This is a genomic window from Clostridium chromiireducens, assembly GCF_003575225.1.
GTDB classification, from domain to species: Bacteria; Bacillota; Clostridia; order Clostridiales; family Clostridiaceae; genus Clostridium; species Clostridium chromiireducens.
Genome location: NZ_QXDJ01000003.1, coordinates 165,260 through 190,548, shown reverse-complemented (window position 1 = coordinate 190,548; position 25,289 = coordinate 165,260). Strand labels below are relative to the sequence as shown.

Below are 25,289 nucleotides of genomic sequence, written 5' to 3'. Positions count from 1 at the left end.
TAATTGTATTAATTTATATGTTTTTATAGCTAATATATGATTACATCTTTACATTGTAATTACCACTTACTGTAAAATATACAATTGATATATTAATAATTTAAGCTGTAGCATATACTATATGAATAAATAAAATCTATTCCATTTTTTGAGTTTATATTGGAGTATTAATTCCTTTTAAAATACTCGACGAAAATTTAATTCTATTCATAAAAAGTGTATAGAATACTTTTGAAAAGAGGAAAATTAAATAATATATAAGTTATCAATCAGACTCAAGGTTAATAACCCTGAGTCTGATTGATAACGAAATTATTAAGATATTTTAATTTTTGTAGCTCCAAATATTAGTAGCTTTTTCATTTATTATTAACAGCATTTATTGTGGGCACATGTTGTTATTGCTCCAATGGTTGCGTTATTGATACTAAGAGTACCAATAGTAGTTGTAGCTGCAGTTGCAGTTAGTGTATAGACGCAGCAATCATCAAAACAAGAGTCGCAGTCACAAACGAAGAAGGTGAATGTTTGAGCAGAAACTAGTGTGACTCCAGAGAATGTCCATGCAGGTCCAACAGGAATTGGGGCGTTTTGACCTCTACAAAGTTTAGTTACTTGGAAGTTTATAGTTCCAGTAAAGGCAACTGGAGCAACAAGATTACTTGCAACTTCTAGCTTAGTACATGGATTACATAAGCCACTAGTATTTACAGTAAGAGAAGTAAGAGGAAAAGCTGCACCAGCTGTGGTAATAACAGGGATTGTAGTTGAACTAGGGCAACTGCATTTTATAATAGTTGGGCAATTATCTTTTTCTTTTCTGCAATTATCATGATCATCATGACATTTTGACATTGAATTCATAAACGAATTCCTCCTTTTAATTTAGATAAATTTTTATTGAAAATTTCTATATGGATAATTTAGTCGATTTTTAGTTCCTCTACTATAATATATGAACTTTATCTAATGAAGGTGATGATAATACTTGAATTTTATTATTGAATATACAACTAAATAAAATAGTATCATCATATTTTTTAAAACTACTAACATTAGTAAAGGTACTATATCTATTTATCTACAGAAATTCTAATAACTCTTAAGATTATAAAATTAATTATTTTTTAATCACTTTATTTATCACTATCATCACAATCTGGGAATAATGGATCTAAGTTTTGATCTGGATAGAACTTAGGAATAGGAGCTTTTTCAAATCTTTCACATGGATCTTCTTCTGGTTCTTCTTCGCATGCTTGTTTTGGAACAGGGCAGTAGTCATAAGCTGGGATAAGAAGTTGAACAATAAGCTCACATTTTACAACAATATAGTAACCTAAAGTTATATCTAAAACATCGTTTCCTTCTTCATCCTCTAGTAATTCACCAGCTAAAGCTTCAGCAACCATTTCAAGTTTTATTATATTAGAATCTAAATCTGAAGCATCTTGAACAGGAACAAAACTAGCAGAAATTTGAGCTATAGACTCAGGACAATAAAATTTTCCTATTATATCGGTTCTATTAACTTCGAACAATTCACTTTGATTTACACCATTGTCATCTATATAATCTGCATAGAAAGAAATTCTGTAGGAAATAACTATTTTTTTAAAGCCTGGTTTGCCTTTAAGTGGAATCTTATCTACAGAGATTAATGTTAAATTAAAATCTCTACTGCAAATATATCTTTTAGGATCTGTTAGTGGATTGCTTCTTAATTCAGAATCAGTTGTATTTGTGTCAGGACCTTCGCTATATACTAGACATCTTTTTATTAGGCATTGATCAAAAATCTTCGGTACTTCAATGCAAACTAATTCAGAAGGATCAGGTAAATGTCCTTGTTTATTTACAAGGCCAGGACGCGGCGAAAATTTCTTAAAGTTGATGGACATATATTTTCCTCCTCCTTAAAAAGTATATTGAATATAAATTTACTCAATATTTACAATATATTATATGAAATAACATTATACTGGTGATAATAAAAGTTAAATTAAAATAAGTTTTATAAAAAAGCATAATAAACTTCTATTAAAAATATAATTTTATTAAGGAGGGAGTGGCATGAATAGTATATATGTTGATTATACTGATAACATATGGAAATTTTTCCGAAATGACAATAGACAATTGTGTTATAAAATTATGTATGAAGAAGGAAAGTGGACGAAAGAAAATTTGATTAATAATGAAGTATTGGGGTTCGCTGTTTATGTTGAGGGGGATGAGAGAATACATATAGTATACAGCAATATTAATGGAGAATTAAAATATTGCACAATGAAGGATAAACATTGGGTCGGAAAAACTCTATATCAAATGGATTTTGATGAGTTTCAAATAGACCATTTAAAGGTTGAAATTATTGGAGAAGAAATGCATATATTTTTTTTGCTCATAAGCAACGATGGCAGTGATCACGGAGTGTTAATGCATTGCGTTTGGAATGGACAAGAGACGAAATTTTTCTCACTACAGGACATCATATTGGTGCCTAACCTAAAAGAATATTATTTGGTAAACATAAATGAACAAAGTAGTCTTGGGGTATTTTTCATTACAGATGAAGGAGATGAAGTCTCTCTAAACTATTGTAACTTTGAAAATCGTAAATGGTCTTCTGCTAAGAGACTTTATGGGATTCAAGGAGAAGATATATCTTTTGAAGTGTTAAGGGATCAACAACAGGATGTTCATATATTAAACAAATCTAGAGAAGATCTATTGTATTTTATTGATCATGTTTGTATAGATATTAGTGGGAATATACAAGTTTATAGAGTTCGTGAAAGTAATATAAAATTAATCGATCCCATAATATTTATTGAAAATAACAAATTATGTGCTTGCTGGATAGAACAAAATAAGATATTTTATTCATTTTTTAATAATGAGCAATGGGATAGTCCTATATATTTTGATAAAGGTAATGAATTTACTGTAATGAGATACCATTGTTTTATGTATAATAATAGAGAAAATTCCGCTAAATTATTAGAGGTCTACGGAACTGATGAACCGGATTTAAATTTATATATTCCCAATAAATTTACTATGAATAATTCATTGAAATATGAAAGGAATCAAATTAATAACGAAATTTCCTTTAATGAAAATGAGGCAATTCAAAGTTTAAGACTCGAATTATCTAAAGTGAAGTTAGATAAGAAAAATTTGGAGAGAAAAATTGATTCATTAAATATGCAATTGCAAAAAAAACAAGGATTCATGGATGACTATGAAGAGAGAATTGCAATAATATTAGAACAAAAACGTAAGACGGATGAAAATTATAATGTATTTGTAGAGTTACAAAAAAAGCTTCAAAAAGAATATGATGATACAAAAAAGCTGCTGGATGATACAAAAAGGCAGCTAGATGATACAAAAAAACAGTTGAATGACGCAAAAGATCAGTTACTAAAAGAAAAGGATATTAGAATAAGTATAGAAAACAATTTGAAAGAACTTGAAAATGAAAATCTAATAATTAGACAGAAAGTTATGACAATAAATGAAGAAAAGAAAAAATTATATGAAGATCTTGAATTTGAAAGGAATCAATCTATTATGGAACGTTTATTAAGAAAGAGACCAAGTGGAATATAGAATCACTTCTAAAACTTTAAAACATACAATAAAGTAAAAACATCTTATAAATAGTATTAGGATAACACCAGATAGAGGTGATTTATATTAAAGCAGAAAAGTATGATTATATAATGGTATTTACCTGCCATCAGAGAGCACTATATATATATGAGCATTTAACTAAAAGAAATATTAAAGCAAAATTAGTTAGTGCTCCTAATAAAATTAATATTAGCTGCACTCAGGCAGTGAAATTCAAAGACATAGATATGGAAATTGTTCAAACAGAATTGTATAGGAATAATATTTATCCAACCGCAATGTATAAGATTTTAGGAGAAGGAAAAAATGAAACTTATGAATTAGTTGAATAAGATCTGGTTAAACCAGGTCTTTTCATGTTTTTGTTGCATAATAACGAAGGACAAAGCATAAATTTTAATATAAGGAAATAATGGGGTGACAGCGAACTTATGATCGATAAACTAGAGAAGATGATTTATTATGTATCTAATATAGGCACAGGTAGAGTATCTATTATTGATGGTGATACTTATCGCATTATAGAAGAAGTTGAAATTGGTCCAAGGCCTCAAAATATAGTTATAGATGAAAAAAATAATATATACATAGCTAGTGATAGAAATAATAAAGTTACTCTTATTCGCGATTTATTTAATTCTGATAAAACATGGAATATCCCCAATAATGGTAATATAAAAGTGGATTCCATTAATAAAAAGATATATGCATGCGATACGGAAGAGGTATGTATTTATAATTTAGAAACTAGTGAAAAGATTGGTTCTTTAAAAGGCTTTATAGCGGCAAATTGCTTGGAACTTGATAAAGACAAGAGAAGATTATTTGTGTTGGATATTTTACAGAATGAAATTAAGGTATATGATACATCAGATTTTCATTTAATCAATCTATATAAAGAAGTTGGTATTTTACCAAACTCTATTATTATAGAAAAGAATGAGCAATGTATTTATATCGCTAATAAAGGGGCAAATAAAGGAATTTATAAAGGAAATATCTCTATACTTAATCTTAAAAATGGATATATTTCATATATAAACTTACAAATAGGCTCTATCATTACAGCTCTGGAACAGAATGAAAATTTTTTGTATGCAGCTAATAGTGGCTTACATAGAATTGAAGTTATAGACTTGCTAAAAAGAGAATGTATAACAAATATAAAAACTACGCTTCCCAAAATACAAAGGCTTCGATTATCTCCAGACAAAAAAATACTCCTAGTAACAAGTCGAAGTGATGATGGGAGAGGAGTAATTGATAGAATTGATACTTCTAATAATACTATTATAGATACATTTACCTTTGAAGAAAATAATATTCTTCCATATGATATTGGAATAGTAACTCAAAGTAAACTTCAAGCTCAGGAGGAATTCACTAATTTTATAGATTCAGAAGAAAAATTTAAACAGGAAAATAGTATTACTATAATTGCAAAAAAAGTTCTATCTACTTATCAAGAAAAAATAATTTTCTCTGAAATTTCAATTAGATTACCATTAAATATGGATGCAATTGTAAACCTAGAATATATTAAATTTAAAAAATGTGAAATCATAAATGAAACAAAAAATAGAACGATTGTAGATACTCGAAAAGAATACTCAATATTACAATATGATTTTTACATACCATATGTCATAGAGTTTAAAGGCACGGATGAAGAAAAATATATTGTAGAAGGAAAGATTGAAGGAATGCAGAAAGCACGGTTGTATATACCGGTTTATGCAGAACAACAGGGAGTAGAGTTTGTAGTAAATTCTTTTGCTACAATAACAAGCAATCCAGTTGTAACCAATGAAAAAATGAAGTTTGACGTTAGTGTTTTGATTTCTACAAAAGCAATTGTAGATGAAATGATATCCATCCCTATGTACAATAACTATAATCTATGGAATATTAGAGGCGAGTAACAGAATTGAAAATAATGATGAATATATTTGCATCAATAATAGAGCATATAATTAAAGTTCTTGCTCTAATAATTTTACTATTACCTGGGGCAGAACTTTAATTATACAATACATGGATAATATTCTAAAATATATTATAATGCCTCAAAGCATACTCAATTCCGTCTTCCTCAATATCTTTAGTAACAAAAGAAACTAAATCAAAGAGCAGCGGTGTACTATTTCCCATTGCAATACTATTTTTAACGTATTTAAGCATGGCCAAATCATTTGTGCTATCACCAATTGCATATGTATTTTCATGTGGAATGTCCAACTGTTCTTCTAAATATTCTATACCTGATGCTTTTGAAAATCCAAAAGGAACTAATTCATAAAAACCTTCACCACGATGAATGAATTCAAATGTATTCTCAAATTCCACGTGAAATCTATCAAAACTACTATTTTCATTTGTCCAAATAACTAATTTGTCGAAGTTAATATTAGGATCATCGAACGTTTTTCCTTTATAAAAGCCTTCTTTTATATGACGTTCTTTAATTCTGCGCACTTCATTAGAAATTATATTTGTATCGTAGTAAATATCATTCTTACCTTCCAATATGGCATCAATATTACATTCACGAAGACTATTTACTATTTGTTTTGATAATTGGATACCTAGTTCTCTGTGGAATAACTCTTTATTTTTGAATTCTATGTAAGTACCGCACCCACAAATATAACCGTCAAAATCTAGATCTTTAATACAATCATCGATTCCTATAATGGTTCTACCTGTATTTATAAATAATAGATGTCCATTTTCTTGCGCTTTTTTTAAAGCAAGTTTTGCGCTTTCAGGAACTATGTAAGTTACTTCATTAAGCAATGTTCCGTCAATATCAAAAAATATAATATTGGGTTTCATTTTGTTCTCCTTCCTTGCTTGTCTCTAGTTTAAATAATTAAATTTCGTATAACAAGTTTTACTTTGTTAATTATACATATTATATATAATTATTACAACTTACTACAAATAAATGGATAAAAAAATTAGTTCTAATAAGTTACCGATAGAGACCTTAAAACTTTACATGTTATCGCAAAATATAGTATAATTACAACAATAATTTTAAATAGACGAACCATATAATTTTAAATTTTAGCAATAAATGAAAGGTGGAAAATAGTGTACTTTAATAAAGAGCAAAAGAAGATAATAAATAGCAAACCAAATGGCCATATGCTTATAAAAGGCGAAAAGGGTACAGGTAAAACTACAACATTTATAAATAAGATTCCATCATTACTTAATCATTATTGCATATCTAAGGACGATAAAATACTTGTTGCAACACGTGATGAAGAAGCTTCAACATATGTTTCATATATTTATGATAATATAGAAACTGAAAAATATCATCAAAGCAGTTTTTTTGATAGAGACAATAGTGATAAATTAGAGATATCTAATATAACATCTTTAATATATTATTATTTCAATCAATATAAAAACAATAATAAAAAAAATGATAAGATTGCTTCTTCAGAAGAATGCTATAATCAATTAAAAGATGCAATTAAAACTATATTAAATAAATATGAGAACAAAAAACCCAGTATATTAAACTTAGATTTTGCTCAATTTATCCAAGAAGAAATAAGATGGATTAAATCTAGTAATTACATAAATTTAGAAGAATATCAAGCTGCTAATCGATTTAGCAGAACAAATGATAATCTTACAATTTCTGCACCTAAAGTACTTAGGAAGAATTCAAAACAAAGACAAGCTGTATTTGATATATTAATTGAATACAACAATAATTTAAAGAAAATAAATAAAATTGACTTTGAAGATGTGGCTATTTTGGCATTAAAAGAAGCAAGCACTACGCTGAAAAGAAAGTTTACTCATATTTTTATTGATGATTGTCAAATGCTAACCAAAGTTGAAATAGAGTTTTTGAAAGCATTATATAACGAAAAGACTTACTCAAGTATTACTTTTTTATTTGAGAATTCAGCAAGCAAGAATTCTAAAACTTGGTTAACAAGTGGAAAATCATTTGCAAGTTTAGGATATGATATGAAAGGAAAAAGTATTACATTAAAGACAAAACATTCTGAAACACTTAATGAATGTAGAAAAGACAATGAAGTTAATGAAAAAAAGGTTATAGAATGTTCAATAACACAAAATGTTAATTCGATAAAAGATACTTTAATAAACCAACCTCTAAAACTAGATACTGTTAGGTACATTGATTTGAAAAGGAATGTTCATCATAGCTTCATTAAAGACTCTGGAACAGTTAATGAAATTTATGTAGAACATGATGGTATTGAAGAAAGAGTTGTAGATGTTATAGAAATCCCTGTATTTAGTGAAATAGCGGCTGGTAATCCAATTCTAATGAATGAATATATAGAAGATAATTATTATTTACCAAAAGATTGGGTACGCAGCACTAAAGATGTGTTTATGTTAAAGGTTAAAGGGGATTCAATGATAAATAAAAATATCTATGATGGCGATTATGTAGTAATTAGCAAACAAGGTATGCCAAGTATAAATGATATTGTTGCAGTTGATATTGAAGGAGAAGCTACTTTAAAGACTTACAAAAAAATAAACAGACAAATTGTACTTATGCCTGAAAATGAAATGTATGAACCTATTTTTATTACAGATCAACAATTTAGTTTTCTTGGGGTAGCAATCGGCCTTGTTAAAAATTCATAGATTTAGTGAAAAACCTTGTAATAATTGGTATAATTTATTACAAGGTTTTATCATACTTTCTTCGATAAATTTTCATGAACATGATTCAAACTTTAAGTATATATTTACTTATATAACCAAAATGTAAAAATAGAAAGGGGATGAGCAATTACATGTTTGAAATCAAGGGTCTAAAATTTAAAGGTATATTGGATATTCAATACTTACAGATTAATAAGCCTATATCATGCATTATAGGACCTTCAGGTAGCGGAAAAACAACTCTGTTGCGTATGCTAAATTCTTTAAACCTTCCAGATGAAGGGAGAATTCTTTATAATGGTCAGGATATTTCTAAAATGGATACTGTAAAACTAAGGCGAAAGGTTGTTATGCTTGGACAAAACCCCATAATCTACAGTGGTTCAATTGAAGATAATCTTCAAATTGGTTTAGAGTTTTCAAAAAAATTACCTGCATCAAAAAGTACTTTAAGAGAAACTCTTAAAAGGGTAGAACTCAATAAAGAATTATCTGAAGGGTGTGCAAATCTTTCTGGTGGTGAAAGACAAAGATTATGTCTAGCTAGAGTAATGCTTATGGATGCTGATACTTATTTATTAGATGAACCTTCTGCTGCATTAGATAAAGTAACCGAAGAATTCATAATTGATAACTTTTCACGGTTTGTATTAGAAAATAAAAAAGAGTTAATCATGATTACTCATTCCGAACACATTGCACAAAAATTTCTTGAATCAATAATAAGAATTGAAAATGGAAAAGTTACGGAGGCATATCATGAATAATAATTCTATAATGGATCTTTCTATCTTACAACTTTCCATAGCATATATTTTTGTTATTATAATGCTTATTATATTTAAGTCTAGAGGAATAAGGCGTGAGAAGCAGATTTTAATCGCTTCCACAAGAATGACCTTGCAGTTAACTATAATGGGTTATATTTTAATGTTTGTATTTAGAAACCCAAGTTGGTGGCTTACTTCTTTAATGATTATAGTTATGATCTCTTTTGCAATTTATAACTCTATTAAGAGAGTTAAGATTAAAATGTCACGAGAGTTAAAAACAATTATTGCTTTTTCATTAGGTTTGGGATCACTTTTAACGGCGACATTTTTTGTACTTGTGGTATTAAATGTGCGTCCATGGTTTAATCCACAATATTTTATACCTATTTCAGGAATGATTGTAGGTAATAGCATGACAGGTATTGCTTTAGGAGCTAATAAATTATGTAGCGATTTTGAAGATAAAAGGATTGAGATAGAAAATTCATTAATGTTAGGAGCAAGCCCACTAGCTGCTACAAAGGAAATTGTTAATAATGCTTTTGATAATGCTATTTTGCCTACAATGAATAATATGCTGACTATGGGAATTGTGTCTTTACCAGGTATGATGACAGGACAAATTCTTTCTGGAACGTTTCCTTTAACTGCAATAAAATATCAAATTGGTATTCTACTTGCTATATTAGGAAGTACAGCCGTGTCAACAGTTTTATTTGTAACTCTTGGCTATAGAACATTCTTCACGAAAGATAATAGATTAAAATAATATGAATTTTATTTGTATATTTTTCATAGAATTCAAGGTAAGCATTTTATTCTACGTTTAGAACTTTGCATATATTAAAACTTTATCAACTCTGAGTTATTTTTCTATTAAAAATTTAAATTTAATAAATTATATTATTTTATATGGATATAATATATTATCTAGTGTATTATATTGATAAAGGATAATTAATATTAGTTAATATAACTTATTAAAATGAGGTGAAGAGATGTTTAATTGTATTAAATGTGAAAATAATAATTTTAAAAATTTAATAAATGGTGAATGGGTTGGTAATAAAGATAATAAAGTAATTGAAATATATTCGCCACTCGATAATTCTCTAGTAGGAACAGTCCCAGCTATGACACAAGAAGATATTGATCATGTAATTCAAGTTGCAAAAGATGGGCAACGAGAATGGAGTAAAGTCCCAATGAATGAAAGGGCTGAAATATTATATAAAGCAGCTGATATTTTGGTTGAAAACGCAAACGAACTTGTTGATATTATGATTAGAGAAATTGGTAAGGATAGAAAGAGCTCTAAATCTGAAATTCATAGAACAGCAGATTTCATTAGATTTACTGCAGATACAGCTAAGAATATGGCTGGTGAAAGCATACCTGGAGATACTTTCCCAGGATTTAAAAGAAATAAAATTTCTGTAGTAAATAGAGAACCATTAGGGGTTGTTCTTGCAATATCACCATTTAACTATCCTATAAACTTATCGGCTTCAAAAATTGCACCAGCAATTATAGTTGGAAACTCTGTTGTATTAAAACCTGCAACACAAGGAAGTCTATGTGGTTTATACTTAGCAAAAGTATTTCAAGAAGCAGGTGTGCCAAATGGTGTATTAAATACCATTACAGGTAAGGGTAGTGAAATTGGAGATTATGCTGTTACTCATAAGGGTGTGAATTTTATTAATTTCACTGGAAGTACTGAAGTTGGAATTAAAATTTCTAAAATAACAAGCATGGTACCACTTCTTATGGAGCTTGGTGGTAAAGATGCAGCTATTGTATTGGAAGATGCAGATTTAGATCTTGCAGCAAATAATATTGTAGCAGGAGGCTATTCTTATTCTGGCCAAAGATGCACAGCTGTTAAAAGAATATTAGTTCTAGAAAAAGTAGCTGATGAACTAGTAAAAAAGGTGAAACAAAAAATGAGTAATCTTACTGTTGGAAATCCTTTAGATAAAGATGTAGATATAGTTCCATTAATTAGTACAAAATCAGCAGATTTTGTTGAAGAATTAATAAAGGATGCTATAGACAAAGGAGCGGATCTAGTTGTTGGCGGAAAGAGAGACGGCAATTTAATTTACCCAACTCTTTTTGATAATGTAACTGGAGATATGAGAATTGCATGGGAAGAACCTTTCGGTCCAGTTCTTCCAATAATTAGAGTAAAAGATAAAGATGAAGCTATAGAAATAGCTAATAAGTCAGAGTATGGTTTACAAGGTGCTGTCTTCACAGAAAACATAGATGATGCCTTTTATGTAGCAGATAGATTAGAAGTAGGAACAGTCCAAGTAAATAACAAAACAGAAAGAGGTCCTGATCATTTCCCATTCTTAGGAGTAAAAGCTTCTGGTATAGGAACACAAGGAATAAGATATTCAATTGAATCTATGTCAAGGCCAAAAGCAACAGTAATAAATTTAGTGAGATAGTGATTTTAGAATAGTTTAAAAAGCAGGAGTTTAATAACAGGCTCCTGCTTTTCACTTGCCTAATTTTTATGATATACTATTATCATAAATACCTTACAGGATGTGATATAAATGGCTATAAATCCAATAGATAATAAAATATATACTTATAATGATTATTTAAAATTTGCAGATGATGAAGTATTCGAAATTATAGACGGGAGGATTTCAGCAATGTCACCAGCTCCAAGTAGAATACACCAAGAAATAATAATGGAAATTGCATATGAAATTAAAAATTATATAAAATCCAAAAATTGTCCTTGTAAAGTTTATCCTGCTCCATTTGATGTAGTATTAAAAAATGATGATGATGATGTAGTTTCTAGTAGAAATGTAGTTCAGCCTGATATATCAGTTATATGTGATAGAAATAAATTAACAGATAAAGGCTGCATTGGTTCTCCTGACATGATTGTTGAAGTTGTATCTCCATATAATCCTAGTAATGATTATATAAGAAAACTAAGCTTATATGAACAATTTAAAGTAAGAGAATATTGGATAGTTAATCCTATGGAAAAAAACATACTAGTATATATTTTAACTGACAAAGGTTATGATTCTCCTAAAATATATTCTTTTAATGATACAGTAAAAGTCAATATTTATGATGATTTAGAAATAGATTTTAAATCACTTAGCCTTTTATAAAATAAAATTAATGAAAATCCCTAAGATAATTGTTATAATTGTTCTAGGGATTTTTAGGTTTATAAAGAAAATTTATATAAATATTATCTTCCCTTAAAATTGTGAGCCTTAAAGGAGGAAATTGATTATGGCTTTAACGCCAATGATGGTTGAATATATGAAAACTAAGGAGGAGTACAACGATTGTATTCTTTTCTATAGATTAGGTGATTTTTATGAGATGTTCTTTGATGATGCTATTACTGTATCAAGAGAATTAGAATTAGTACTTACTGGAAAGAACTGTGGCCTTGAAGAAAGGGCTCCTATGTGTGGAATTCCACATCATGCAGCAGCTGCATACATTCCAAGATTAGTTAATAAGGGCTACAAAGTTGCCATATGCGAACAGCTTGAAGATCCAAAAGAAAGTAAGGGAATTGTAAAAAGAGGTGTAGTAAAAATAATTACACCAGGAACTTTTGTGGATGCGAATAGTTCTTTAGAAAATGATAATACATATTTAATGGCTATTTACATAAATGACGATAAAATAGGTATAGCAGTCTCTGATATAAGCACAGGTGAATTCAAAGTAACTTCTTTTGATAACATAAAAATTAGTTTATTAGATGAAATTTCTAAATTGTCACCTAAGGAGATCTTGGTTGATGAAGATTTTAGTGAAACTCTAATAAATGATATATGTGGAGTGACCTCTGCACTTTTATCAAAAAAGAAATTTAATGAGTTCCTTGTTAGTACGGAAGAACTTATAGAACAATTTTCTGATATGGAAGTAGCAGGATTAAATGAAGAAAGGGAAATTGCCAGCAAAGTATTGCTTAAGTACATATATGAAACTCAAAAAATGAGTTTAACAAATATAAATTTATTAGAACAGTATGAAATTATTAATTATATGACTATAGATGGCAACTCTAGAAGAAATTTAGAGCTTACTGAAAGTATAAGAGAAAAAAGTAAAAAAGGCTCTCTTTTATGGGTTTTAGATAAAAGTGCAACATCTATGGGAGGAAGAACTCTAAGAAAATGGATAGAAGAACCTCTTATAATTAAATCTGAAATCGAAAAAAGATTAAATGGTGTAAGTGAAACATTTAATTCTATAAGTTTTAATGAGGATTTAAGAAATGCACTTAAAGAAATATATGATGTCGAAAGAATAGTTGGAAAAATTTCAAATAAAAACGTTAATGCTAAAGATATGTTGTCTCTTAAAGCATCTTTAGAAAGAATTCCAGCAATTAAAGAACTTTTAAAGAACACTAATTCTGATCTACTAAAGGAATATTATGTAAATCTAGATGAATTATCTGATATAAGAAATTTATTAGAGTTATCTATAAAAGAAGATCCTTCTTTAAGTATAAAGGAAGGGAATATAATAAAAGATGGCTATAATTCAGAAGTTGATGAATTAAGACAATCAAAACTTCACGGAAAAGAGTGGATTGCCGCGCTTGAAAATCGAGAAAGAGAATTTACCGGAATCAAATCCTTGAAGGTCGGTTATAACAAAGTTTTTGGCTATTATATTGAAATCTCAAAATCTAACTATAGTTCAATTCCAGAAGGAAGATATGTTAGAAAACAAACCCTTTCTAATGCTGAAAGATACATTACCGAAGAACTTAAAGTAATGGAAGATAAGATTTTAGGTGCTGAGGAAAAACTTATAAATTTAGAATATGGATTATTTAGTGAGATAAGAGACAGTATAGAAAAGGAAATTTCAAGACTTAAAAGGAGTGCTAGAATAATTTCAAATTTAGATGGAATATCTACCCTAGCTTTAGTTGCTCTTGAAAATGATTATGTTAAACCTGAAATAAATGAAGAGGGTGTAATTGAAATAAGTGAAGGAAGACACCCAGTTGTTGAAAAGGTAATTGGCAAAGGAGAATTCGTTTCTAATAATACCGTGTTAAATCAAAGTGATAAAGAGTTACTGCTTATAACAGGCCCAAATATGGCAGGTAAATCTACTTATATGCGACAGGTTGCTCTGATTACACTAATGGCACAGATAGGATCATTTGTACCTGCTGCAAATGCGAATATCTCTATATGTGATAAGATTTTCACAAGAATCGGAGCCTCTGATGATTTAGCTGGTGGAAAATCCACATTTATGGTTGAGATGTGGGAAGTATCAAATATATTAAAAAATGCAACATCAAAAAGTTTAGTTTTGCTAGATGAAGTTGGTCGTGGAACTTCAACTTATGATGGTCTTTCTATAGCTTGGTCTGTTATTGAGTATATTACAGAAAATGAAAATTTAAGATGTAAAACATTGTTTGCAACTCATTATCATGAATTAGTGAAATTAGAAGGGGTTTTACCTGGAGTTAAAAACTATTCTGTTGCTGTTAAAAAGATGAAAGATAGCGTAATTTTTCTTAGAAAAATTGTTGAAGGCGGCGCAGATGAATCCTATGGAATAGAAGTGGCTAAACTTGCAGGGCTTCCTGAAAAAGTTATAGATAGAGCTAAAGAAATACTTCTTGGACTTGAAGGCGAAAGTAGCTTTGATATTCATAAGGTAACTAATACCGAAATTAAAGAAAGTGAAGTGGCCATAGATATTAATGAATTAGATAATAAAGTCACTGTTACTGAAACTGTTTCTAAAAGAAAGAGTGAATATATAGAAGAAGTACAAAACGAGATAGAAACTTACTCTGAAATTAAAAATACAGAAGAAATCAAAAGTAACAGTAAAATTGAGAGTAAAGCTGAGAATTTACATAAAAAACATAAAAATAGAGATGCTTCAAATAATATGCAGCTAGACTTTGCCTTTATGGAAAAAGAAGCTTTCTTAAAAGGAATTAGTGAAGTAGATATATTAAGTTTAAATCCCATGGAGGCTATGAATACTTTGTATAAGTTGGTTGCTGAAGCTAAAAAATTAAATAGTTAATTTTTAGGAGAATGGATGTCTCCTATTATGAGAAAAAACCATGAACTTAATTTCGTGGTTTTTTTTATTTAAATAAGAATGTAAAACATTAACAACATAAAAAAATTTAATTAACTTAATAAATCTAATTACGATTGTACATACTAAGTTGGAATAATTTTAAATATGAAAAGGAGTGTCACTATGAAAATAAAATTTAGAATAATAACAACTTTAGCTATTTTGGTATCAATATTTAATACTATTGGGTTAAATCGCTATGTTTATGCAGAAGAAACAGATATATCAATTATGGAACGGCAAGATAGTTCAAAAGATATCGTCGATATTGCTATTAGCGACAATAGATTTAAAACTTTAGTAACTGCATTAAAGGCTGCTGAATTGGTAGATACTCTAAAAGGGCAAGGACCATTCACTGTATTTGCACCTACAGATGCTGCATTTGCTAAACTTCCAAAAGGCGCAATTGACAATCTTTTAAAACCCGAAAACAAAGAGACTCTTGTAAAAATTTTGACATACCACGTAGTACCAGGGAAACTTACTGCAGAGGATGTATTAAAATTAAACGATACGGAATTAAAAATGTTTAGTGGAGATAATGCGAAAATAGAAGTTAAAGATAATAATGTATATATTGATGGAGCAAAGGTTATAGTTACTGATATTATTGCTAAAAATGGAATAATACATGTAATCGATACAGTAATGATGCCCTAGAGGGAATTATATTACGTTTTTGATGTAGCTAAAAAAGGTGATATATGTAAGTTTTATTGATCAAAACCCTGAATATAGATAATTTAATTTCTATTTTTCACGGTTTTGACTTTATTTATTGTTTTTGTTACTCTTAGGTAAATATGTGAGAATTGATCACTCCATAATACTTTATTATATATGAGAAGATTCAAGGATGTATTATAATAAAGCTAAACTTTAATTAGTAATAATTCGTTAAGCTAGTTTACAGGAATTATAATTATAATAGAATTGTTACATGTATTACAGGACAAGCTACGCGATAAATAATATATTTCTATAAAGGAGTTTTTTTTATGTTAGGGTTAATTAAGAAATCTATATATTTAATACTTATTTTCTTCATAGGACTTTTTATTGGATCATCATTTTTTATTAGGGCTGTATATGACTCTTACTTATATGGTGATAGGCCAATTCTTCAAAGTCAAAACTTAGGAGTTTTCATTTTACTGATACTTGTATTAATTGTTATAATCATATTTTTATATAGAATATGTTTAAAATTAAATAAATTCAGTAAAAAAATTATAATTCCAGCAACATTATTTCTTAGCTTTGTTATTCAAGTAACTATAATATTTTTGTTTACTAAATTACCTACAGCTGATTCTCAAACAGTACTTTCATTGGCTTTAAATATGTTATATAAGAATGATTACTCTTCGTTTCAAACCGGTGGATATCTTTATATGTTTCCATTTAATTTTTCTACAGTATTATATTTAAAAACTATATTATCTATATTTCCAGATAACTATTTAGTTATTAAAATTTTTAATATATTATTTACACTGGTTACAACTCTGATGATTTATTTCATATATAAAGAAATAAATTATAAGTCTAAGGATAATGATTATGGGGTTCTAATATTTGCTGCAACTTTCATACCTTCATTATTTATGAGTAATTATATTTATAACGATATTATTGCGACGGCATTCCTTACCACTTCAATGTACTTTTTAATAAGGTTTGTAAAAGAAAATTCAATTAAGTTTATTATTATTTCTTCAATACTTCTATCAATCGGAAATTATTTTAGAAGTATAGGCGTTATTATATTAATAGCTGGTGTAATATACATCATATTAAGTGCACGGAAAATAGGATTTAAGAAGGTACTTGCATCTTTTTGCATATTAGGTTTATTATTTAATATTCCAAGTTGGGTTCAAAATATTGTTTTACAGTCAGCTGGTGTTGTACAGGAATCTGTTAACAAAAATTCAGCTCCTATATATATGTGGCTGAATATGGGATTGAACGCTGATACATATGGGTATTGGGATAATATGAAAAGTTATAACATATATCAAAGACAGGCAAGCTATAATAAAGAAAAGAGTACAGCGTTATTTAAAAAAGAAATTGTAAATAAATTTTCCAACACTACCTTTGGTTATTTAGTAAATTTTTATTATGATAAGGTCATATGGACTTGGACGGAAGGTACATACCAAATTGAAACATATGGCATTGGTAACGAAGCATCAAGTTCAAATCAAAGAATAGGTAGGGCACAAGCTCAGTATGTCTATACTACTTTTGCTACAGATGTATTTAAAGGAGCTTCAATATATAGAAGTGGACTAATTTGGATGATCTATGTAACTAATTTTCTAATGTATTGTTTTATCTTGGTCAGATTAATAAGTGGAGTAAAAGCTAAAAGATTCGATGAGGTGTTTTTAAACTTAGTGATGTTAGGCTTTATTGGTTTCTATATCTTATGGGAAATCAAGTCTAGATACATTTACCCAGTATATCCATTACTAATAATTTTATCATACATGGGATTTAAAGATTCTTGTGATCTTATATCAAAAGGGAATTTGAAACAAGAAATTTCATTATTTAGAAAGAGGGCATAAAATATGAGAAATATAGTATTACTTTAACCATATTATCTGAGTATAAGTTTATAGACTTTTCTATTACGAAATTTAATTAATGAATATTAGGCCTTGACTTAGTAAAGATAGCAAAATATAATTGATATTGAATATCAATAACAATTATATTTTAAGGAGCAGAAACATGATTTTTATTTGCACACTAGTTATAATATCAATTTTATCATTACTTTTTACATCATCCATCAAAAAGCAATCTTATATGTATTATTCATTAGCAGGATTTATTGCACTTATCACATCCATCTATGAAATCTTAAGAATAACTTCTAATATGAAGCTTGATGGATTTATTCTTACACTTGAAAAAACTTCAATAAGAGGGTTAATATCAATGTCATTTTTTATTTTAGTTATGTATGCAGGAGCTTTAAATTCAAAGTGGACAGTCACAAGGAAATTATTGAGCATTAGAGCACAATTAGCTATCTTAGGATCTATTATGATGTTACCTCATGGAATTATATATTTTGTTCGTTTTCTTATATTGAAACTTCCAAAAATTATAAGTGAAGGAACATTCCCGATATTGTATTTTACTTATATTATGATTGGAATTTTAGGATTTATTGTAATGATTCCATTATTTATAACATCAATAAAAAAAATACGACTTAAAATGAAAGGTCAACAATGGAAAAAGCTTCAAAGATGGGCTTACTTATTTTATTTCTTAGCTTATATTCATATTCTTTTTATACTTTTGAATGAAAAAGAAATAGACTGGTTAAGACTAATTTCTTATACAATAATTTTTTCAGGTTATATGAGTTTAAGAGTATTAAAATATAAAAGCACAGTTAAATATAAATCTCTTTCACTATGTAGAAGTAGTAATTAAAATAAGTTATAGAATAATAAAAATACCACAGAGTTATTAAATAATTAATTTGTGATATTTTTATTATCTTTTTTTAATTTATTATAGTTATTTATGTAATCTCTAGTCAGCATTTTCTCTGTTTAATTCATGAACTATTTCAATAACCTCTTCATCAGTTGTTTGTTCAAAATTTTTATAATATGGGCCAACAGCATAAAATTCTTCTGGAATAATAAGACATATAATTTCATCAACAATTTTTTCTAATATCGATACAGTGTCTTTTGGCGCTACAGGTACTGCTAAAATGATTTTTTTGGGATCATGTTTTCTTATTGATTTGATAGCCACTTGTATGGTGGATCCAGTTGCTATTCCATCATCAATAATTATTACTGTTTTATTTTTTACATCTGGGTAATCAACGTTTCCTTTATATCTTAACAATCTCCTCTTAATTTCCTCAACTTGTTCAGATACTTCATTTTTTATATAATCCTTAGGTATATTTAGCATACTTATATATTGTTCATTAAAAATACTAGTTTCATCTAAAGAAATAGCACCAATAGCTATTTCTTTATTTTGAGGTAAACCAATTTTTCTTGGAATAATAAGATCCCAATCGAATCCAAATTTCTTTATAGTTTCATAAGCAGTTATAATTCCACCTCTAGGAATAGCAAGAACGATAGGATTCTCATTCTTAAATTTTTCAAGCTTTACAGAAAGCTTTTCTCCAGCATCCTTTCTATCTACAAACATATCATAAACCCTCCCTTAAATAATTATTAATTAGTTTTAGTTGATACTTTAGAATTATTCATCATAAAGTAATCTATTTCCAAAAGTAGAAATCGTAAGTTTTAATTAACGATATGATAAAATATCTAAGATTAAATAAATATTTTGAATTATTTTGTCGGAAGTATTAATAAAAAGCATTGACCAATAAAAATATCTATGATATTATTATTTCAATGATATAGTATGTAACTGGTAATCAGGCATTAACTATGCATAGATATTTTTTTAGGATGTTTATGTTAGTTGATGCTTTTTTGCGCGCGAAAAGCATCGGAAAACATCCTAAAAATATTAAAATCATATAAAAAGGAGAAAAGATATGAAGGATAAACTTTTTGGCGTTTTACAACGTGTAGGAAGATCTTTTATGCTTCCAATTGCTATTTTACCAGTAGCGGGATTATTTTTAGGGATAGGTGGTTCATTTACTAATGCAACAATGCTTGAAACTTATGGACTTACTGGCATAATTGGACCTGGTACCTTTGCTTATTCAATTCTTTCAGTAATGAGTGCAGCAGGAAGTGTAGTATTTGGTAATTTACCTTTAATATTTGCAATGGGTGTTGCAATAGGTATGGCAAGGAAAGAAAAGGAAGTTGCAGCACTAGCTGCAGCAATCGCATTCTTTATTATGCATGCATCAATAGGTGCTATGATTAATATTCACGGTGGTACTGACGCTCTTCTTAGTGGTGCAGCAACATCAGTACTTGGAATTACATCATTACAAATGGGTGTTTTCGGCGGTATTATTGTAGGTCTTGGAGTAGCAGCTCTACACAATAAATACTATAAAATAGAATTACCACAGGTATTATCATTCTTTGGTGGAACTAGATTCGTTCCAATTGTAAGTGCAATAACATATTTAATTGTTGGAATATTAATGTTTTATGTTTGGCCTCCAGTTCAAGCAGGTATTTATAAGGTTGGAGATATTGTATTACAGTCAGGTTATGCAGGAACATGGGTATATGGTTTAATGGAACGTTTGCTAATACCTTTTGGTCTTCATCATGTATTTTATTTACCATTCTGGCAAACAGCGGTTGGTGGTACAGCAGAAGTAGGTGGGAAGCTTATTGAAGGAGCTCAAAATATTTTCTTTGCTGAACTTGGAACTCAAGGAATAACACACTTCAGTGTTTCAGCAACAAGATTTATGTCAGGTAAATTCCCACTTATGATATTTGGTTTACCAGGAGCAGCACTTGCTATGTATCATTGTGCTAAACCAGAAAAGAGAAAAGTAGTAGGTGGACTATTATTATCAGCAGCATTAACTTCAATGCTTACTGGTATTACGGAACCTATTGAATTTACATTCTTATTTGTTGCACCATTATTATATGGAATTCACTGTGTATTTGCAGGACTAGCATATATGTTAATGCATATGCTTGGAGTTGGAGTAGGTATGACTTTCTCTGGCGGATTCATCGATTTATTCCTATTTGGTATTTTACAAGGAAATGCCAAAACAAGTTGGATATGGATACCTATTGTAGGTATTGGTTATTTTGTAGTATACTATGTATTATTTACAATATTAATTAAGAAACTAGATTTAAAGACACCTGGTCGTGATGATTCAGAAGAAGTTAAACTTTATCGCAGAAGTGACTTAGAAGCAAAGAAAAATTCTGAAAGCGGAGACGCTGGAGAGGTTGATGAATTATCAGCTATGATCTGTAGAGGTCTTGGTGGTAAGAAAAATATTTCAGACATTGACTGTTGTGCAACTAGATTACGTTGTACAGTTCACAAAGCAGAATTAGTAAACGATGTTTTATTAAAACAAACAGGTGCATCTGGAGTTGTTCATAAAGGTGTTGGTGTCCAAATTATATATGGACCAAGAGTAACTGTTATAAAATCAAACTTAGAAGATTACTTAGCTACAGCACCAGATGAAGAAGTTGCAATTGATGCAGTAGTAAGAAATAAAGAAAGAAAAGTGCATGAAAACAAAGTTGAAGGAAAAGTTATTGGTACAATAGTTTTAGCCAGCCCATTAACTGGTAATGCTCAAGATTTATCTGAGACACCAGATGAAGCTTTTGCAAATAAGATGATGGGTGATGGAGTTGTGGTTACTCCTATTGAAGGTAATGTAGTTTCTCCAGCAGACGGGGTTATAAGTTTTGTATTCCCATCAAAGCATGCAGTTGGATTAACAACAACTGATGGAATTGAATTACTTATTCATATAGGAATAGATACAGTAATGCTTGATGGAAAAGGTTTTGAGACTTTCGTAAAAGATGGGGATAAAGTTAAGAAGGGTGATAAATTATTAAACTTCGACTTAGAATTTGTGAAAGCAAATGCCCCATCCCTTGCTTCACCTTGTATATGCACATCATTAAGCAGTAAACAAAAAATACGTTTATTAAAAACAGGAGATATAAAAGCTGGAGAAGCTTTAGTAGCAATTGATGTATTTGAATAACAAGTAAAGAGGAGGCATAAAATGTTCAGAGTAATAAAAGCATTAAACCATAATAGCGTTCTAGCAATAGATAGTGATACAAACAAAGAATTTATTTTGTTAGGCAAAGGTGTAGGATTTGGAAAAAAAGTAAACGAACGTATGGAAGCACCAGAAAATGCCCAAATATATCTATTGCAGCAAGAAACATCTAGGGGTTCAACTAAAGAGATAATAAACAACATAGAACCTGAGGTTCTTGAAATTGCTAGTAACATTATTATGGAAGCAGAAAAGAAATTTGAAAAAGTTGATAAGAACATTTTATGCCCTCTTGCAGATCATATAGCTTTTGCAATAAAAAGAATAAAAAATAATGAACATATAAGTAATCCATTAACAGCAGATATTAGAGCTTTATTTCCTGAAGAATACGAAGTTGCCTGTAAAGGAAAAGATATTATCAAGGAAATAGAAGGCATCGATATTAATGAGGATGAGATTGGTTATATAGCGCTTCATATTCATTCTAGTTTAGGGAATGAAAAAGTATCACAGGCAATGGAAACAGCAATGTTAGTCAGAGATTGTATTACAACTATTGAGCAGAACATAGGAAAGAAAATCAACATTGACTCATTATCCTATAATCGTCTAATGAGCCATATTAAATACATGGCAGCGAGAACATTAAAAGGCGAGACAATAAAGCTTGATATGAATGATTATATTAGGGAACGGTTCCCTAAATCTTTTGAAATAGCAGCAGATATCTGTAGAAAATTAGGCAGTGAACTAAATAGAGAAATCAAGCCTGTAGAAATAGGATATCTTGCAATGCATATTGAAAGAGTATTTACAGATGAATTAGAAATAGAACCTATTGATTAAATAAATAATAGTACAAATCAAAAAATTTCTCAAACAACACTCTAAACCCACGAAAGTATAATTTGGCCGTTTGCTTTTCGTGGGTTTATTTTGGATTTACTTAAAATGCGCTATACCAATTAATATAATTGCGACTTAGTTGGCAATATTATAGAATATAATAACAAAATAATATAAATTGTGCTAGAATAGTTAAGTAGCTACATTTATCACATAAGGGAGTGAATAGAATGCCTGTATTTAAATTGACAAAAGATATTATTTTCCCTCCTACTGAACTTTCTGAAGAGGACGGACTTTTGGCAGTTGGAGGAGACTTATCTTTAGATAGATTGCTATTAGCTTATTGTAATGGTATATTTCCATGGTATAACGAAGGAGAACCAATCCTTTGGTGGTGCCCTAAGCCTAGATTTATAATAATACCTGATGAGGTTAAAATTTCTAAATCTATGAAAAAGGTTATTAAAAAAAATGAATTAAAGGTGACATTCAATAGAGATTTTGAAGGTGTAATTAGCAATTGTAAAAATACACGCGAAAGTAATAACGAGGAAACTTGGATAAGTAACGATATGAAAAATGCATATATAAACTTATTTAATCATGGATATGGCATGAGCGTAGAAACATATATTGATGAGGAACTGGTAGGAGGCTTATATGGAGTCAAAATAGGGAAATGCTTTTTTGGAGAAAGTATGTTTACTAAAACTAGCAACGCTTCCAAAATCGCATTAATTAAACTTGCAGAAAGGCTTCGTGATGAGAATTTTATTTTTATAGATTGCCAAATGCATACAGATCATTTAGAAAGTATGGGTGGGAAGTATGTAGATTGGGATACTTATACGTATTTATTAAATAAAGGTATACAATAATGGGGTTGGTTTATCATATAGTATTTTTTACGCCTTATAATAATTATACTTATAGTATTGTATACAAATTTAAGATAAAATAAATTAATAGATTTATTCTACAAAATAACAATGTGTAAAATAACAAAAGTAATAAAACACAAGTTAACTAAATAATAAGGTGAGTTGAAAGATGGAAGATTTAAAAAAAGCAATTGATGAAATAGTTAAAGAGGATATTATTAAGGTAGTTATTAGTAATAAAGCAAATAAAAATTTTGAATATAACAAGATAACTATAATGCTAAAAGAAAATAATAATAAGAAATATTATCAAATAGAAAAATATACTGATAAACAGGTGTTTCATGAAAATATTGATGCAGATGTTTTGGGTGATAAAATACTAGATTACGTATCGTCAGATTTTAAGCAAGTTTCCGCTTGGTCAAATCTTACTAACTTTGAAGTGAAAATATCTAAAAAAGGTAAGGTTCTATTAAGCAAGAAAAAAGGGGATAATGCCAAGTTTGTTAGTAAAGGACATAATAAAGAAAAAAATTATATTCTTAAAGAAGGCATGATTATTGAGCCACTTATAGATCTAGGTATTTTTACTAAAGAAGGTAAAGTAATAAACTCAAAGTATGATAAATATAAGCAAATAAACAGATTCGTGGAAATTATCGATGATGAAATTAAAAAGAACGACCATAAAGAACTTACAATTTTAGATTTTGGTTGTGGAAAGTCTTACTTAACATTTGTATTGTATTATTACTTTGTAGAGATAAAAAAAATAAATGTTAAAATGATAGGATTAGATCTTAAAGCTGACGTAATTAAGAAGTGTAATGATATAGCAAAACGTTATAATTATGAGAATTTACACTTTGAACTTGGAGATATAAATGGCTTTAAATATAACAATAAGGTTGATATGGTAATTACATTGCATGCATGTGATACTGCTACTGATTATGCGTTATATAATGCTATAAAATGGAATACTAAAATGATCTTCTCTGTTCCTTGCTGTCAGCATGAATTTAATGCTCAAATAAAAACAGAAAAATTATCTATCTTAACAAGATACGGTATAGTACAAGAAAGAATTGCAGCTCTTATGACTGACAGTGTGCGTGCAAATCTTTTGGAATGTATCGGATATAGAACCCAACTTTTAGAATTTATAGATATTGCTCATTCTCCTAAAAATATATTAATTAGAGCATCAAAATCTAATATTCCTAAAGATAAGAAAGAGAAAGCTTTAAATGAAGTCAGAAATTTAATGGAACAATTTAATCTTAATCCAACATTATTTAATTTATTAAAGAATGATAATTTAATATAAGTTTTTATGAATGTAAATAATTATATTATTGTTATTAAAAAATCCACGACAGCAGTAAATTTTGTCGTGGATTTATTTGCATTATTTCATTTTCTTTTTAAATGTAGTATGTGGAGAAGGCTCATCTTTTCCAAAAGGACTTTTTTCATGAGATTTTTCATTTATTTCTTTACCATAATTACGAGATGCTGGGTCAGATGTAGTATTTGCTGAACTATATAAATCTTTGTTATTCATTTTAATACCTCCTTACTGAAAATATT

At 28.8% G+C, this 25,289-nt stretch carries 21 protein-coding genes; 16 read left to right on the top strand and 5 right to left on the bottom strand.

The features are described from left to right. Positions 1-369: 369 nt before the first annotated feature. Positions 370-864 (bottom strand): DUF4489 domain-containing protein, encoded by a 495-nt coding sequence (locus D2A34_RS12125; RefSeq protein WP_119366776.1) that lies wholly within the window; start codon positions 862-864, stop codon positions 370-372. Between the two features lie 272 nt (positions 865-1,136). Further along, a complete protein-coding gene (locus D2A34_RS12120) occupies positions 1,137-1,901 on the bottom strand; it encodes a hypothetical protein (protein WP_119366775.1) in 765 nt (254 codons plus the stop codon). A gap of 172 nt (positions 1,902-2,073) precedes the next feature. Here D2A34_RS12120 and D2A34_RS12115 point away from each other — a divergent pair, with 172 nt between their 5' ends. The 3 genes from D2A34_RS12115 (at position 2,074) to D2A34_RS12105 (ending at position 5,564) form a co-directional block, all read left to right on the top strand. Beyond that, positions 2,074-3,618 carry a hypothetical protein gene (locus tag D2A34_RS12115; protein ID WP_119366774.1) on the top strand — a complete coding sequence of 515 codons (1,545 nt, stop codon included), beginning with the start codon at positions 2,074-2,076 and terminating at the stop codon, positions 3,616-3,618. Between the two features lie 86 nt (positions 3,619-3,704). Beyond that, the gene (locus tag D2A34_RS12110; protein ID WP_079442142.1) at positions 3,705-3,974 is read left to right on the top strand and encodes a putative Se/S carrier protein; all 270 of its coding nucleotides are present in this window, start codon (positions 3,705-3,707) and stop codon (positions 3,972-3,974) included. Positions 3,975-4,073: 99 nt separating this feature from the next. Next, the gene (locus tag D2A34_RS12105; RefSeq protein ID WP_119366773.1) at positions 4,074-5,564 is read left to right on the top strand and encodes a YncE family protein; all 1,491 of its coding nucleotides are present in this window, start codon (positions 4,074-4,076) and stop codon (positions 5,562-5,564) included. Positions 5,565-5,688: 124 nt separating this feature from the next. Here D2A34_RS12105 and D2A34_RS12100 read toward each other — a convergent pair whose 3' ends face one another. Beyond that, positions 5,689-6,477, bottom strand: coding sequence for an HAD family hydrolase (locus tag D2A34_RS12100; RefSeq protein ID WP_119366772.1), 789 nt, complete (start codon positions 6,475-6,477; stop codon positions 5,689-5,691). Between the two features lie 261 nt (positions 6,478-6,738). Between D2A34_RS12100 and lexA the strand changes: the two genes are divergently transcribed. From lexA to D2A34_RS12055, 9 genes are all read left to right on the top strand, one after another. Beyond that, positions 6,739-8,295, top strand: a complete 1,557-nt coding sequence (gene lexA, locus D2A34_RS12095) for a transcriptional repressor LexA (RefSeq protein ID WP_119366771.1) — start codon at positions 6,739-6,741, stop codon at positions 8,293-8,295. A gap of 152 nt (positions 8,296-8,447) precedes the next feature. Further along, the gene (locus D2A34_RS12090) at positions 8,448-9,083 is read left to right on the top strand and encodes an ABC transporter ATP-binding protein (RefSeq protein WP_119366770.1); all 636 of its coding nucleotides are present in this window, start codon (positions 8,448-8,450) and stop codon (positions 9,081-9,083) included. Beyond that, positions 9,076-9,858, top strand: a complete 783-nt coding sequence (locus tag D2A34_RS12085) for an ABC transporter permease (RefSeq protein ID WP_119366769.1) — start codon at positions 9,076-9,078, stop codon at positions 9,856-9,858. The genes D2A34_RS12090 and D2A34_RS12085 overlap by 8 nt, the downstream gene beginning before the upstream one ends. Positions 9,859-10,087: 229 nt before the next feature. Further along, entirely contained in the window at positions 10,088-11,548 is a 1,461-nt protein-coding gene (locus D2A34_RS12080) for an NADP-dependent glyceraldehyde-3-phosphate dehydrogenase (RefSeq protein ID WP_119366768.1), read from the top strand. Positions 11,549-11,659: 111 nt separating this feature from the next. Next, positions 11,660-12,241, top strand: coding sequence for a Uma2 family endonuclease (locus D2A34_RS12075; protein WP_119366767.1), 582 nt, complete (start codon positions 11,660-11,662; stop codon positions 12,239-12,241). 127 nt (positions 12,242-12,368) lie between these two features. Continuing rightward, the gene (gene mutS / locus D2A34_RS12070; RefSeq protein ID WP_119366766.1) at positions 12,369-15,170 is read left to right on the top strand and encodes a DNA mismatch repair protein MutS; all 2,802 of its coding nucleotides are present in this window, start codon (positions 12,369-12,371) and stop codon (positions 15,168-15,170) included. A 183-nt stretch (positions 15,171-15,353) separates the two neighbouring features. Further along, positions 15,354-15,893, top strand: a complete 540-nt coding sequence (locus D2A34_RS12065) for a fasciclin domain-containing protein (RefSeq protein ID WP_119366765.1) — start codon at positions 15,354-15,356, stop codon at positions 15,891-15,893. A gap of 338 nt (positions 15,894-16,231) precedes the next feature. Next, complete coding sequence (locus D2A34_RS12060) at positions 16,232-17,812, top strand: glycosyltransferase family 39 protein (RefSeq protein WP_119366764.1); 1,581 nt, start codon at positions 16,232-16,234, stop codon at positions 17,810-17,812. A gap of 166 nt (positions 17,813-17,978) precedes the next feature. After that, the gene (locus D2A34_RS12055; protein WP_119366763.1) at positions 17,979-18,695 is read left to right on the top strand and encodes a ferric reductase-like transmembrane domain-containing protein; all 717 of its coding nucleotides are present in this window, start codon (positions 17,979-17,981) and stop codon (positions 18,693-18,695) included. Positions 18,696-18,797: 102 nt separating this feature from the next. Here the strand turns inward: D2A34_RS12055 and D2A34_RS12050 are convergent, their stop codons facing one another. Next, the gene (locus D2A34_RS12050) at positions 18,798-19,442 is read right to left on the bottom strand and encodes a phosphoribosyltransferase (protein ID WP_119366762.1); all 645 of its coding nucleotides are present in this window, start codon (positions 19,440-19,442) and stop codon (positions 18,798-18,800) included. A gap of 361 nt (positions 19,443-19,803) precedes the next feature. Between D2A34_RS12050 and D2A34_RS12045 the strand changes: the two genes are divergently transcribed. The 4 genes from D2A34_RS12045 to D2A34_RS12030 all read left to right on the top strand — a co-directional run bounded on the left by D2A34_RS12045 (position 19,804) and on the right by D2A34_RS12030 (position 25,026). Continuing rightward, positions 19,804-21,939, top strand: a complete 2,136-nt coding sequence (locus D2A34_RS12045) for a PTS sugar transporter subunit IIABC (RefSeq protein WP_119366761.1) — start codon at positions 19,804-19,806, stop codon at positions 21,937-21,939. A 21-nt stretch (positions 21,940-21,960) separates the two neighbouring features. Next, the gene (locus tag D2A34_RS12040; protein WP_119366760.1) at positions 21,961-22,809 is read left to right on the top strand and encodes a PRD domain-containing protein; all 849 of its coding nucleotides are present in this window, start codon (positions 21,961-21,963) and stop codon (positions 22,807-22,809) included. A 230-nt stretch (positions 22,810-23,039) separates the two neighbouring features. After that, entirely contained in the window at positions 23,040-23,690 is a 651-nt protein-coding gene (gene aat, locus D2A34_RS12035; RefSeq protein WP_079442073.1) for a leucyl/phenylalanyl-tRNA--protein transferase, read from the top strand. A 172-nt stretch (positions 23,691-23,862) separates the two neighbouring features. Beyond that, complete coding sequence (locus D2A34_RS12030; protein WP_119366759.1) at positions 23,863-25,026, top strand: class I SAM-dependent methyltransferase; 1,164 nt, start codon at positions 23,863-23,865, stop codon at positions 25,024-25,026. Positions 25,027-25,107: 81 nt separating this feature from the next. On the opposite strand, the gene D2A34_RS26700 is transcribed toward D2A34_RS12030, so the two are convergent. After that, entirely contained in the window at positions 25,108-25,263 is a 156-nt protein-coding gene (locus D2A34_RS26700; protein ID WP_169896870.1) for a hypothetical protein, read from the bottom strand. Between the last annotated feature and the right edge of the window lie 26 nt (positions 25,264-25,289).

What these genes read in the sequence shown, in the direction of transcription:
- D2A34_RS12125 (WP_119366776.1), bottom strand. Translation starts at nt 864, where the DNA reads ATGAATTCAATGTCAAAATGTCATGATGATCATGATAATTGCAGAAAA.
- D2A34_RS12120 (WP_119366775.1), bottom strand. Translation starts at nt 1,901, where the DNA reads ATGTCCATCAACTTTAAGAAATTTTCGCCGCGTCCTGGCCTTGTAAAT.
- D2A34_RS12115 (WP_119366774.1), top strand. Translation starts at nt 2,074, where the DNA reads ATGAATAGTATATATGTTGATTATACTGATAACATATGGAAATTTTTC.
- D2A34_RS12105 (WP_119366773.1), top strand. Translation starts at nt 4,074, where the DNA reads ATGATCGATAAACTAGAGAAGATGATTTATTATGTATCTAATATAGGC.
- D2A34_RS12100 (WP_119366772.1), bottom strand. Translation starts at nt 6,477, where the DNA reads ATGAAACCCAATATTATATTTTTTGATATTGACGGAACATTGCTTAAT.
- D2A34_RS12090 (WP_119366770.1), top strand. Translation starts at nt 8,448, where the DNA reads ATGTTTGAAATCAAGGGTCTAAAATTTAAAGGTATATTGGATATTCAA.
- D2A34_RS12085 (WP_119366769.1), top strand. Translation starts at nt 9,076, where the DNA reads ATGAATAATAATTCTATAATGGATCTTTCTATCTTACAACTTTCCATA.
- D2A34_RS12080 (WP_119366768.1), top strand. Translation starts at nt 10,088, where the DNA reads ATGTTTAATTGTATTAAATGTGAAAATAATAATTTTAAAAATTTAATA.
- D2A34_RS12075 (WP_119366767.1), top strand. Translation starts at nt 11,660, where the DNA reads ATGGCTATAAATCCAATAGATAATAAAATATATACTTATAATGATTAT.
- mutS (WP_119366766.1), top strand. Translation starts at nt 12,369, where the DNA reads ATGGCTTTAACGCCAATGATGGTTGAATATATGAAAACTAAGGAGGAG.
- D2A34_RS12065 (WP_119366765.1), top strand. Translation starts at nt 15,354, where the DNA reads ATGAAAATAAAATTTAGAATAATAACAACTTTAGCTATTTTGGTATCA.
- D2A34_RS12060 (WP_119366764.1), top strand. Translation starts at nt 16,232, where the DNA reads ATGTTAGGGTTAATTAAGAAATCTATATATTTAATACTTATTTTCTTC.
- D2A34_RS12055 (WP_119366763.1), top strand. Translation starts at nt 17,979, where the DNA reads ATGATTTTTATTTGCACACTAGTTATAATATCAATTTTATCATTACTT.
- D2A34_RS12050 (WP_119366762.1), bottom strand. Translation starts at nt 19,442, where the DNA reads ATGTTTGTAGATAGAAAGGATGCTGGAGAAAAGCTTTCTGTAAAGCTT.
- D2A34_RS12045 (WP_119366761.1), top strand. Translation starts at nt 19,804, where the DNA reads ATGAAGGATAAACTTTTTGGCGTTTTACAACGTGTAGGAAGATCTTTT.
- D2A34_RS12040 (WP_119366760.1), top strand. Translation starts at nt 21,961, where the DNA reads ATGTTCAGAGTAATAAAAGCATTAAACCATAATAGCGTTCTAGCAATA.
- aat (WP_079442073.1), top strand. Translation starts at nt 23,040, where the DNA reads ATGCCTGTATTTAAATTGACAAAAGATATTATTTTCCCTCCTACTGAA.
- D2A34_RS12030 (WP_119366759.1), top strand. Translation starts at nt 23,863, where the DNA reads ATGGAAGATTTAAAAAAAGCAATTGATGAAATAGTTAAAGAGGATATT.
- D2A34_RS26700 (WP_169896870.1), bottom strand. Translation starts at nt 25,263, where the DNA reads ATGAATAACAAAGATTTATATAGTTCAGCAAATACTACATCTGACCCA.